The 12,308-nt window shown below is 62.4% G+C and carries 10 protein-coding genes; 4 read left to right on the top strand and 6 right to left on the bottom strand.

Annotated features, from left to right (window positions below; all coding sequences use genetic code 11):
* Positions 1–24: 24 nt before the first annotated feature.
* Positions 25–864 (bottom strand): non-homologous end joining protein Ku, encoded by an 840-nt coding sequence (gene ku, locus Q8X51_RS28850; protein WP_407694541.1) that lies wholly within the window; start codon positions 862–864, stop codon positions 25–27.
* A gap of 184 nt (positions 865–1,048) precedes the next feature.
* Here ku and Q8X51_RS28855 point away from each other — a divergent pair, with 184 nt between their 5' ends.
* Together Q8X51_RS28855 and Q8X51_RS28860 are read left to right on the top strand one after the other, a co-directional pair.
* Positions 1,049–1,363: a hypothetical protein gene (locus tag Q8X51_RS28855; protein ID WP_065927747.1), complete on the top strand. Its 315-nt coding sequence runs from the start codon at positions 1,049–1,051 to the stop codon at positions 1,361–1,363.
* 12 nt (positions 1,364–1,375) lie between these two features.
* A complete protein-coding gene (locus tag Q8X51_RS28860) occupies positions 1,376–2,533 on the top strand; it encodes a PQQ-dependent sugar dehydrogenase (RefSeq protein ID WP_065927746.1) in 1,158 nt (385 codons plus the stop codon).
* 42 nt (positions 2,534–2,575) lie between these two features.
* Here the strand turns inward: Q8X51_RS28860 and Q8X51_RS28865 are convergent, their stop codons facing one another.
* Entirely contained in the window at positions 2,576–3,055 is a 480-nt protein-coding gene (locus Q8X51_RS28865) for a nuclear transport factor 2 family protein (protein ID WP_407694540.1), read from the bottom strand.
* A gap of 54 nt (positions 3,056–3,109) precedes the next feature.
* The gene (locus Q8X51_RS28870) at positions 3,110–3,673 is read right to left on the bottom strand and encodes a TetR/AcrR family transcriptional regulator (protein WP_065927744.1); all 564 of its coding nucleotides are present in this window, start codon (positions 3,671–3,673) and stop codon (positions 3,110–3,112) included.
* A gap of 125 nt (positions 3,674–3,798) precedes the next feature.
* On the opposite strand from Q8X51_RS28870, the gene pssA reads away from it, so the two are divergent.
* Positions 3,799–5,142: a CDP-diacylglycerol--serine O-phosphatidyltransferase gene (gene pssA, locus Q8X51_RS28875; RefSeq protein ID WP_074846587.1), complete on the top strand. Its 1,344-nt coding sequence runs from the start codon at positions 3,799–3,801 to the stop codon at positions 5,140–5,142.
* A 155-nt stretch (positions 5,143–5,297) separates the two neighbouring features.
* Positions 5,298–8,900, top strand: coding sequence for a hypothetical protein (locus tag Q8X51_RS28880; RefSeq protein ID WP_407694539.1), 3,603 nt, complete (start codon positions 5,298–5,300; stop codon positions 8,898–8,900).
* A 36-nt stretch (positions 8,901–8,936) separates the two neighbouring features.
* Here the strand turns inward: Q8X51_RS28880 and efeO (Q8X51_RS28885) are convergent, their stop codons facing one another.
* Genes efeO (Q8X51_RS28885) through efeO (Q8X51_RS28895) form a run of 3 tightly spaced genes read right to left on the bottom strand, consistent with a single transcriptional unit; the run spans position 8,937 to position 12,302 of the window.
* Complete coding sequence (gene efeO / locus Q8X51_RS28885; RefSeq protein WP_027607887.1) at positions 8,937–9,755, bottom strand: iron uptake system protein EfeO; 819 nt, start codon at positions 9,753–9,755, stop codon at positions 8,937–8,939.
* Positions 9,756–9,780: 25 nt separating this feature from the next.
* Entirely contained in the window at positions 9,781–11,085 is a 1,305-nt protein-coding gene (gene efeB / locus Q8X51_RS28890; protein WP_407694538.1) for an iron uptake transporter deferrochelatase/peroxidase subunit, read from the bottom strand.
* 14 nt (positions 11,086–11,099) lie between these two features.
* Positions 11,100–12,302, bottom strand: a complete 1,203-nt coding sequence (gene efeO / locus Q8X51_RS28895; RefSeq protein ID WP_027607885.1) for an iron uptake system protein EfeO — start codon at positions 12,300–12,302, stop codon at positions 11,100–11,102.
* Positions 12,303–12,308: the final 6 nt, after the last annotated feature.

The following is a 12,308-nucleotide window of genomic DNA, read 5'->3' on the forward strand; positions in this document are numbered from 1 at the left end:
GGGGTTCTCCTGTAGATGGCAGGCTCAAGAGGCCTTTTTGCCGGCTTTTTTTGCCGCCGGTTTTTTCGTCGTCGGTTTGCCGGCCAGGCTGCGTTTGAGCAACTCGGTCAGGTCGATCACATCGGCCGACTTGCGCTCCTCACTGCCTTCCTGGGATTCGACGTCTTCGATCTTGCCGGCCTTGGCCTTCTTCGCCACCAGCGCCATGATTTTTTCCTGAAAACTGTCGCGATAGTCCTCGGGCTGCCAGTCTGCACTCATGTCTTGCACCAGACGCTTGGCCATGTCCAGCTCGCCCTTGGCCAGGCTCGGTTTGGTCACGTCGCTGGGGAGTTCCAGTTCATCCAGGCCGCGCACCTCGGCGGGCCAGCGCAGCATCACCAGCACCAGCGCCGACTCCAGGGGCATCACTGCCGCCAGGTGCTGCTTGGTATGCAGCACCACGTTGGCCAGGGCGACCTTGCGGGTTTTGTTCAGGGTTTCGCGCAGCAGCGCGTAGACCTTGCCACCGCGTTTGTCCGGGGCCAGGAAGTAGGGGGTGTCGATGTTCGGCAGCGGGATCTGGTCACTGTCGACGAAGGCGATGATCTCGATGGTCTGGGTCGATTTAGGGTGGGCCGAGCGAATTTCCTCTTCACTGAGCACCACATAGCGGCCTTTCTCAAACGCCACGCCCTTGACGATATTCTCCTTGGCGACCTCCTTGCCCGTGGCCTTGTTGATGCGTTTGTAGCCCACCGGGTCCATGCTGCGCTTGTCCAGCCAGTCGAAATCCACGCCCTGGGCGGACGTGGCCGAGACCAGCGATACCGGAATATGAACCAGGCCGAAACTGATGGCGCCTTTCCAGATTGCCCGTGGCATACGTGTGATTCCTTAACAAGAAGCTGTGTTCTGGTGACTCGAAGGCTGCGTGAAAAGTTTCGCCGGGCAGATGCGCGGACAGATCTCGTTACACCTGATCAGAAACTATTTAGTTACGAAAGCCGAACCCAGGGCGTAGCGTGGTATCGAAAGCACGTACTCCTCGCCCCAGAGAGGCTTTGTCATGAACAGCTGTGTGCGTCATCTCGCGGTGCTGGTGTTGGGCCTGGCACTTGGGCCAGTTGCCCTCGCGCAAAACCTGCCCGGCAGAAGCGATTCCAATACCGGCCCGATCCACCGGGCCAATCCCAACAGCATGCAGGGCACCCAGCCCAATACGCCGGCGGTGCGTGGTATTCAGACCGTGCCGACGCCGCGCGCACCGACCCTGGAAAACGGTGGTATCGGCAATCGCTACCCGCAACGCGATGCGGCCCCCAGCCGCCCAGCCACCGACTCCAAAGCCCCCACCTATGATGCCAACGGCAATCGCCGGTAAGGACGCTGTCTTATGTTTATACGCAAAACCCTGCTCGCCACCCTGTGCGCCACCACCCTGCTTGCGCAGACGGCCGTTTATGCCGCCGATGGGCAGCAGTTCCCCAGTGAACAAGGCAGCATCACCGCGACCCCGATCGCCAAAGGCCTCGATCACCCGTGGGCCGTGGCATTTCTACCCGACCAGCAAGGGTTCCTGGTGACCGAGCGTCCGGGGCGCCTGCGCCTTGTCAGTCCGGACGGCAAGCTGTCTGCGCCGTTGACCGGCGTGCCTGAGGTGTGGGCCAAGGGGCAGGGCGGTTTGCTCGATGTGGTGCTGTCGCCGGACTTCAAGCAGGACCGCATGGTCTACCTGACGTACGCCGAAGGCGGTGGCAAGGGCGGTACGGCCGGCACCGCAGTGGGGCGCGGGCGCCTGGCTAAGGACATGAGTGGCTTGACCGATTTCAACGTGATCCTGCGCCAGGAGCCGAAACTCTCCACCGGCAACCACTTCGGTTCGCGCCTGGCCTTCGACCGCGATGGCTACCTGTTCGTGACCCTGGGGGAAAACAACGACCGCCCGACCGCCCAGGACCTGGACAAGCTGCAGGGCAAAGTCGTACGGATCTACCCGGATGGCCGCGTGCCCGATGACAACCCGTTTGTCGGTCAAGCCGGGGTACGTTCCGAGATCTGGTCCTACGGCCAGCGCAATCCGCAAGGGCTGGCGCTGAACCCATGGAGTGGCACGCTCTGGGAAAACGAACACGGGCCGCGCGGCGGTGATGAAATCAACATTATCGAGCGCGGCAAGAACTACGGCTGGCCGCTGGCGACTCACGGCATCAACTATTCGCTGACACCGATTCCCGAGGCCAAGGGCAAGACCGCAGAAGGCACCGTAGCGCCCCACCATGTGTGGGAGAAATCACCGGCCATCAGTGGCATGGCCTTCTACGACGCCGACCGGTTCAAGGCGTGGCAGCACAACGTGTTCATCGGTGCGCTGGCCAGCCAGGAACTGATTCGTCTGCAGTTCGATGGCGACAAGGTTATCCATGAGGAGCGCTTGCTGGGCGGCTTGAAGGCACGCATTCGCGATGTGCGGCAGGGGCCGGATGGCTTTCTGTATGTGCTGACGGATGAGGACGATGGCGTGCTGTATCGGGTGGGCCTCAATCAGGATTGAGCAATGAGCCGCAAGCTTGAAGTTTCAAGCTTGCGGCTTCAGTCAAAGCCCGAGTTCGGACAACCCCGGATGATCATCCGGGCGCCGTCCCAGCGGCCAGTGGAACTTGCGTTCGCTCTCCTTGATCGGCAGGTCGTTGATGCACGCGAAACGATTGGCCATCAGGCCGTTCTCGTCGAATTCCCAGTTCTCATTGCCATAGGAGCGGAACCAGTTACCCGAGTCGTCGTGCCATTCGTAGGCATAGCGCACGGCGATGCGGTTGTCGGTAAAGGCCCATAGCTCCTTGATCAGCCGATAATCCAGCTCCCTGGCCCATTTGCGCGTGAGAAAACCCTTGGCCTCTTCGCGGTCATGGGCGAATTCGGCACGGTTACGCCATTGCGTGTCCCGGGTGTAAGCCAGCGACACCCGGTGCGGGTCGCGGGAATTCCAGCCGTCTTCGGCCAGGCGCACTTTTTCAATCGCCGATTCACGGGTAAACGGCGGCAAGGGCGGACGTGTTTCTGCGGTAGATGACATCAGGCGGCTCCTTAAAACCATACAGCGTTATCGAAAGTTGCCAGGCGGGTGCGTTCACAGTCCCAATAACGTTCGCGCCATGCATTGCGCATTATCGGCAGCTGTTGAATCACCCATGACCAGGGCAACGGTAATGGCGCCATCGATCAGGATCAGCAGTTGCGCGGCCTGCCGTTCGGGGTCGGGGGTACCATGTGCTTGGCACAGTTCGAATGCGTACTCGAACAGTTTCTGTTTATGGGCCTTGGCCAGCAGGCGGACCGGGTCGTGCGGGTCGCCGGTTTCGCCACTGGTGTTGATAAAGGCGCAGCCGCGAAAATCCGCCGAGCCGAACCAGGCCTTGAGCGCGTCGAACAGCGCCAGCAAGCGTGCGCCGCTGCCATCGACGCGCTCCACTTCGCCGCGCAGCCAGTGCATCCAGCGCTCGTCACGGCGCTGCAGGGCCGCGATCACCAGCTCATCTTTATTGGCGAAGTAACGGTAAATGCTTTTTCTCGAGACGCCGGCGGTTTTCACCAGGAAGTCCATGCCGGTGGCGGCGATGCCGTGGCGATAGATCAACTTCTCGGTGACGTCGAGGATAATGTCGCGTGTTTCGTTATGAGTCATATCGTTCATGGCTTGAAAAGTAGAACGATCGTTCTTCTTGGTCAACAAGAATTTTACTCTCTGCCACTGCGAGACCTGAGCACCCCCATGGTGTAAGCTCGGGGCCTCTTCGGATTCGACCCATTGCGAGCCTTATGCCGTCGTTCTTCAAACGCTCCCTGTTGCCAAAACTGCGCGGTTTTCCCCTGACTCCCGACGCCATTGATGTGCTGTCCGGCGCTGACGCTTTCCGTCGCTGCCTGCTGGAGAACATCGCCACGGCCACCCGCCGCATCTACATCGTCGCGTTGTACCTGCAGCAGGACGAGGCAGGGCAGGAGATCTACGACGCCCTGCACGCCGCCAAGGCCGCACGGCCGGAACTGGACATCGTGGTGGTAGTCGACTGGCTGCGCGCCCAGCGCGGGCTGATCGGCGCCGGCAAGCAACCGGGCAACAGCGCCTGGTACCAGGCCATGACGCAGCGCCATGCCAGTGAAGTGCCGGTGTACGGCGTACCGGTGCAAACCCGCGAGCTGTTCGGTGTGCTGCACCTCAAGGGCTTTGTGATCGATGACAGCGTGTTGTACAGCGGTGCCAGCCTGAACAACGTGTACCTGCACAAGTTCGATAAATACCGCTTCGACCGTTACCACCTGATCCACAGCCAGCCCCTGGCCGATTCCATGCAGCACTTGGTGGAACACGGCCTGGTGACCTCCAAGGCCGTGCACCGCCTCGACCTGCCCAACCCGCCGACCACCCGCAGCCTGCGCAACGACATCGGCGACCTGCGCAGCCGTCTCAAGCACGCGGCCTACGACACCACGGCAGGGCAGTTGCCCAACGGCCACCTGTCTGTCAGCCCGTTGCTCGGCGTGGGCAAGAACAACCCGTTGAACCGCGTGATCCTCGAACTGATCGCCAGCGCCCAGCACCAACTGACCATCTGTACGCCGTACTTCAACCTGCCGCTGCCGGTGACCCGGGAGATCAACCGCGCCCTGGCGCGTGGGGTGAAGGTCGACATCATCGTCGGCGACAAGACCGCCAACGATTTCTACATCCCGCCCAGCGAACCCTTCAAGGTGATCTCGGCACTGCCGTACCTGTATGAAATCAGCCTGCGCCGCTTTGCCAAGCGTCATCAACCGGTGATCGACAGCGGCCAGTTGAACCTGCACCTGTGGCGCGACGGCGACAACACCTACCACCTCAAGGGCATGTGGGTCGATCAGCGCTACACCTTGCTCACCGGCAACAACCTCAACCCACGGGCGTTTCGTCTCGACCTGGAAAACGCCTTGCTCGTCGATGACCCCCAAGGCCAGTGGCTGGAGCCGCGACGCACGGAACTGGCGCAGATCTTCCAGCACACCACGCGGATCGAGCGTTACCAGGACTTGCAAACCCTGGTGGATTATCCGCAGGCGGTGGGCAAGTTCCTGCGTCGCGTCAGCCGGGTGAGGATTGAGCGATTGCTGTACCGAATCCTTTAAGCCGCCTTGTGAAATCATCAGCAATGCAATCGTAGAGGGTATCGGACAGTTCCTATATCCAGCCTGGGATAAGCGTCTTTACAGTGCCTCTCACCGTTCACGGATGGACGGATCCATTCTTAATGGACTCATCCGAGAGAGCGATGACTATGTTGATGCTACTGCCTCACAGCCGCCCATCCGTTCCGGAGTTTCCCACCCCACCCAGCGCAGTGCCTGCTGCGCCTGATCCCATACCGACTCAACCACCCGCCCTGCGCAAGCGGCGATCCACTGCCGATGCAACGCCGGCCGCGGCTGGCCCGTGGACGCGACTGCCTCCCCGGGATCAGGCCCGCACTGCCGCCGCCGACACTCAGTTGGCTGAGCGCGTTGCCGCCGCTGAAAGCAGCGGCTACACGATGGTCGAGGTGCCGCCGGACAGCAGTCCGGGCATGGCAACGCGCTTGTACCAACACCTGCTGAACCGACCAGCGTTGCAACAGTGGATTGCCGAGCAGCGCCTTGAACCTGCGACCCTGACCTTTCACCGCGATCATATCGAGGGTTATGCCAACCATAATGGTGTACGCAGCGCCGTCAGATTCAGCCTGACCGATAACTCCGGCTGGAACGAAGTTTCCCGCACCCTGAGGCCGATTCGAGAACTGCTGGACCCCTCGGACCAGGGGCTGCCTTTTATCGGGCCAGACGACGCATTGTGGCTGCCGCGCCAAGGGCTCGGCCAGATCACTGCCGGCAACCTTGAGCAGACCTGGCAAGTGATCAGCGAACTGGCGGAGCGCCTTGCCCTGGCCGATCGCCTTGAAGCAGAACTTGAAGAACTGCCGGACACTGCGCGTACGGACTGGTCGGATCATGAGACCGAGCTTTCACCGGCATCGTCATTGCCCCGGCATAGCCAGGCTGCGGTGGAGCGTTTGCAGCGGTTTGTCACGTGCCCGCAAATGGTTCGCCTGCTGGAGCAGGAGGGCTTTGCCTGGGCCGGTGCGCCATTCAGGGTGTCTGAAGGCAGGCTTGAGCGCCTGAGTCCGGTAGGCGGTTGGGTGAATCTGACCCGCTATGTGGAAGCCGTACCGGAACTGAACGATGAGCTCGAGGCACTGGCGGCGCTCAGCGTGCCCTTGGGCAACGCCCTGTACTCGACGCCACGCTACGACATGCGCCAGCTCCTGGATTTCAAGGGCTTGGGCTCGGCGCGTACCGTGAGTGAAACACGCAACCTGGTTGCCTGGTTGCGCACTGCCTTGCCAACGCCGCCGCCATTGGGGGACTACGGCGCGTTGTTGCCCCGGGACTGGAAGCCGGGCACCTTGACCGCAGACGATCAAAAGCACATGGGCACCATGGCCGACATCCGCCTGCGCGGTCCCCTGGCTCGTGGGTTCAGCGCATTGTCCGGGGTCACATTGCAGGCGTTGCAGGCCGACCCGCAGGCTCACCTGGACAGGCTGCTGGACAGCCCGGATGCCTTGGCGTTCGGCGAGCAAATGGCTGGCGCGCTGCGCTGGCAGGTGGGCCAGGGCGCTAACTCGACGCTGCCCAGGACGCTGCTCCAGCAACTGGTAACCGCCGCGATCAAGCTGCACGTCGATCCCTCGATGTCCGACAAGCCCGGGGAAGTGGCTGGCTATTCGATCTACCAGCCAACGAACATGGGGCGCTCGTTCAGTCAGGTACGCCGTGATATTGAGCGCCACCTTCAGCACAACAAAGGCCTGGAACCCAAGCTGGCGGTGTTGGCTGCCCAGGTGTGCCTGGCGCAGGCGGCGCCGGAAATGCTCGTGCGCGACGTGCCCGAGTCCGTGAGTATCGGCACGCCGGCCTGGATGGAGCTGCGCCTGGGCTGCGCATTGGCCGATCACAATGCGCCAGGGACGTCGAGGACGATGAATGAACAGCAGGTCACCGACTTGACCACCCTGGAACCCGTCAGTGACGCGCAGGCGACGCTGATGCAACTCAATGCCTTGAAAGTCATCGTTGATTGGGGGGTGTTGAACGGCTGTATCAGGCAGCGCAGTGACGGTGAATACTCGTCGGGGGATATCCAGGAGGCTGCGCGGGTATTTTTCCGCCAGCGCGAAGACGTCGCCACCGCCTTCACGGCTGCGAGCAGTGAACTGCCGACGCGCAAGGCGCTGGCGATCAAGGAATTGCTGCGCGTGCTTCCTGGTATCACCCAGGCCGAACTGGAAGGCATGACCGTGCATGTGGCCAGTGCAGAGGATCGTCGCAACCTGCCGATCTCGGAACCGCGCACCCGCTCGTTGGTGGAGACCTATATGACCGGCGACCTGGCACCGGGCAAATGGGTGCTCAGTGACGACATGCCTGCTTTCCCGGCGGCGGCGAAAACGCCTTACCAGCACGCGCGGCCCCCCCAGGTAACCGAGGCGGCGCGGGCCAGGCTCGATACACGTATTCGCCGTCTGCCCGAGCTGGATAAGTTGCTGGAAAACTCGGTGCTCCAGCACCGGAAAAAGCTCCAGGACGCGTACGCCACCAAGCTTAAGCTGATGTTTGCCGAGTTGCCTCTGGAGGATCGCAAGTTGCTTGAACTGGGCAAGGTCGAACTTTTCACCTTGCGCCGGGAAACCGGGGAGATCCAGGCCAAGGAGACCGACGCACTCAAAGACGCCAGCAGGGCGCGCCACGGCACCCTGATGCGCGTTGAGCATGGACCCACGGTCGTGCATTTCGAGGTGTTCGCCAACGGCAAGATCATCAAGCGTACGGATCTACCCGACGCGATGGAGCTCGACGGCGTCATTCACCGCGAGGGTTTTCCATCACCCCGCGGCCTGGTGTATTTACCGGTGGTGCGCGGCGCGCAGATGAACCTTGATTTGGACGCCTATGCCAACGGCTCCCATCCTGATCCCAACCCAGCGTTCCAGGCGGTGATCGTGTCGGCGTTGGGCGGCGCATTTGCTGCGCGAGAATTACCTCTCAGCCATACGCCGGAATCGTTCGTCCCGGACACCTACAGTTCGCGAAAAACAGCGAGCATCGTCAACAGGATCGCCCAGGACAACTTTTACGAGCCCACCGAAAGCATGTTGCAACGCGCAAGCGAGTCACTGCCGCTGGAGAAGCATCGTGAGGCGCGGGCACGCGATCATGCCTTTCTATTGGGGTTCGTGCCGTTCGTGGGGGCGTATCAGGAGTTCAAACAAGGCAATATCAGCGCAGGTCTGACCAACCTGGCACTGGATGTAGTCGGCGTGGCCATTGGTGCGGGTAGCCAGGCCCGGGCGCTGATCCGCTCTGCCAGGGCCCTGGTGCCCAGCCGCCTGACCCAGCTTGTTACACGACTCAAGCCATCGGCGATTGCAGTGCCCCAGGTGAAAGCTGGAGCGAGTTTCAGCGATCGAGCATTTGACTTCATCAAGCAGTCCGGTTTGTTTACCAGTGCGGCGCTGAACCCGCTGGATGGTTACCCGCAGATGATCAATGCCGCGACCAAGGGACTGGTAAAACTGCCGGCGTTGCTGGCGGGTGGGGCAATGAAGTGGGGCAGGACGGTCCCACACCTGGTGACCGCCGAGGAGAAATTGCGTGCGTATCTGCTGGTTGCAGCCGGGCAGGCGAGCGGCGCGGAGGCGCCCATGGTGACACCGACAGCGGGCAAGGCGGGGCGTTATCGGGAGGTCGACATGCACGCCACGCCATACAACGGCCGCTGGTATGCGATTGACCCGCGCAGCGGCGCGCCTTTCGGCACGCCACTGAACGGCTTCCAGCCAACCCGTTGAGCCGACGACCTCCCGCGCCAGGCGCGGGAGGTCGTATCAGTTCAGGCCCAGCTTGCCGCGCAGGGTCGACAGGTCTTCGGCCAGGGTGTTGACCGGGCCCACCAGCGCCTTGCGGTCGTTTTCCTTGACCTTGTCGTAGGTCTGGAAGCCGCCGTCCTTGGTCTTGTACTTGGCCAGGATCTTGTCCACGCTGGCGAAGTTCTTGTCGACCTTGGCCAGGAAAGCCTTGTCCTGTTTCTCGATCTGGCCACGGAACAGGTCGACGATTTTCTTCGCACCGTCGATGTTGCCCTGGAAGTCATACAGGTCGGTGTGGCTGTAGCGGTCTTCTTCACCGGAGATCTTGGTGGCGGCAACTTCTTCCAGCAACGCAGCGGCCCCGCCGACGACTTTCTCCGGCGGGAAGGTCAGGCCGTCGACACGGGTTTTCAGGTCGTTGACGTCAGTGTTGAGCTTGGCCGTCAGGGCTTCCAGGCCTTTGGTGGTGTTCTGGGAGAACAGCGCGTACTCGATGCGGTGGAAACCGGTGAAGTCTTCGGCGGTCACGCCTTTTTCGTGGTCATCGACCCGGGAGTCAATCGATGCATCCAGGTCGCTGAACAGCTCGGCGATCGGCTCGATGGACTCATAGTGCACACGGGTCGGCGCGTAGAGCTTCTTGGCGGTGGCCAGGTCGCCTTGGTTGATGGCGTCGGTGAACGCCTGGGTCTGGGTGACCAGTTCGCCGATTTCTTCGGTGACGTAGATCTTGTAGTCCGACACTGGGCCTACCAGGTCCAACGGCGCGGTAGCGGCAAACGCTGCCAGCGGCGAAAGGGTCATTAACAACGACAACGCGATAGTCGACTTCTTCATGGGACGTGTTCCGCTCTGGTTTGTTTTAGGTGTGGGCAGTGGTTTGAAAAGGCGTTGCAGCGAGCAGCGTGCGCCCGATGAAATCCTTGGGCCCCGTGACCCCCGGCAAGGTGAAGAAATACCCGCCGCCGACCGGCTTGAGGTATTCCTCCAAGGGTTCGCCGTTGAGCCGGGTTTGCACGCTGATAAAGCCTTTCTCCAGGTCAGCCTGGTAGCAGATGAACAACAGCCCCATGTCCAGCTGACCGTTTTTATTGACGCCGTTGGAGTAGTTGAACGGCCGACGCAGGATCAGGTTGGCCTGGGTCTGCGGGGTGCGCGGGTTGGCCAGGCGGATATGGGCATCGAGCTTGGTCAGCTTGCCTTCCGGGTCCTTGCTGTAGTCGGGCACCTGGGACTCTTTCTGGCCATCCATGGGCGCGCCGCTGGTCTTCACGCGGCCGATGATGCTTTCCTGCTCTTGCAGCGGCGTGCGGTCCCAGCGTTCGACGAAGTTGCGGATGATGCGCACCGCCTGATAGCTGCCATGGGCCGCCCAGCTCGGTTCGTCGCTGCCGGGTTGGACCCACACAATTTGGTCCATGGCCTTGTTGTCGTTGGAGTTGGGGTTGGCCGAGCCGTCGCGGAAACCCAGGAAGTTGCGCGCGCTTTGTGCCGGTTCGCCGGGCTTGGCCGGTGCCTGGGGCGGCACGCTGCCTTCCTGCTTCCAGCGCACCAGCAGCAGGTCGGGCAGGTTTTTCACGATGTCGCGCAGGGCGTGGATATTGGTGTCCGGGGTGTTGGAGCTGAATTGCAGGCTCAGGTCGCCGTGGCACTGCGCCGGTTCCAGCGCATCGTTGGGGAAGCCCACCATGCGGATCAGGCGCTTGGGTTTGACGGCGGCCAGGCCGAAGCGCTCATCGAACAACGATGCGCCGACGGACACGGTGATGGTCAGGTTATCCGGCGTGACCACCGGGCCGAGGATGCCGGAATCGGTGGGCGGCAGCTTCGGGTCGGCCTGGGGTACGGTGCCGCCGGTCATCAGGAAGCCGATGCGCTCGTTCAAGGTGCGGAACAGGCGCTCCAGGTCTTCGCGGTCGCTGGCCAGGACATCGAACGCCACGAGCATGCCGCAGGCCGGGCGTGGGGTGACGATGCCGCTCTGGTGCTGGCCGAAAAAATCGTGGTGGTCCTGGGTCTTGTCGCTGCGCGGTGCGGTGGTGACTTGCTCGGCGGCGGCCGCCATGGCCGGGCAGGTCAGGGTGCTGCCGGCGATGGCGGCACCGGTGGCGGCCATGCCCAGGAGGACACGGCGACGTTGTGCTGAAAACTGTTCTGAATCACTCATGTGTGCGGTCGTCTTCACTGCAGGCCGGAAAGGCCAAGGGCGGGGTCGATTCCATCGAGTGCGGCGGCCAGAGCCTTGGCCTTGTCGGCGATCTGCTTGCGCTGATCGGCGGTAACGCTGTCATACGTGGCGTAGCCTTTGTCGAGCTTGAAGCCCTGGAGCTCGGCATCGAAGGCGGCGAGGGCGCTGTCGACTGTCGGCAGCAGGTCGGCGGCGGACTTGGTCAGCAGCGGACGCATCAGTTCGACCACCTTGTGCGCGGCCTCCAGGTTGGCGGCGAAACCATTCAGGTCGACATGGCTGTAGCGCTCTTCTTCACCGCTGATGGCGCGTACATCCGCCAGGCTGTTGAGGTTGCGCACCACGATGCTCACCAGTTGTTCCGGCGGCAGCGACTGCGCCAGCAACTGCTGTTTGAGGCGGGTGACATCGGTGACCAGGCGCTGCGCAATCGGCCCCAGGCCATCAAGGCTGCGTTGCTGGAACAGGCTGTATTCGAGGCGATGGAAGCCGCTGAAGGCCGGGTCTTGCTCACGTTTTTCAAAGTAATCGGCCCGGGCGTTGATGGCGTTGTCCAGCTCGGCCAGGCGCTGCGAGGCCGGGGCCAGACGTTGGTAAGCCTCACGGGCCGGCACGTACAGCGCTTGCGCCTGGGCCAGGTCACCGGCGTCGATCGCCTGTTGCAGGGCGGTCACGGCCTTGACCAGGGCACTGCCCTGGCTGCTCAGGTACACGCGAAACTCCGACAGCGGGCCGATAAACGCCACCATCGACGGCTTGGCCTTGGCCTGGGCGTCGGATTCTGCGGTTGGCGTCACATGCAGGGTGCCGCGCGGGTTGCTCAGCAGGCCGCACGTGATCGCATAGTCGCCTGGCAGCAGGTTGGCGTTGATCACCTGGCTCAGGCCGGGGGCGATGTTTTCGCGCTCTTCGACCACCAGCACGCCGTCGAGGATTTCCCACTCCACCGCCCGGTCAGAGCGGTTGATGATGCGAAAGCTCGCACGGCCGGCCGGCACCGTCAGTGCATTGGGCTCGCAGGCATGGCCATGGATGGTCACGGCGATTTCATCGTGGTTGGTCTGGCGCTTGCTGGCCGCCAGCTGCGAGGCGTAATAGAACAGGCCACCGGCGGCGATCATCACGACCACCGAGCCGGCTACCGCCCAGCGCAGGGCGCGGGGGGGCGAAGCGGGTTGAGGCGTTGGGTTGGACAAGAGACG

Origin of the sequence: Pseudomonas sp. Yb2C2 (assembly GCF_052112325.1) — a bacterium.
Lineage (GTDB): Bacteria > Pseudomonadota > Gammaproteobacteria > Pseudomonadales > Pseudomonadaceae > Aquipseudomonas > Aquipseudomonas marginalis.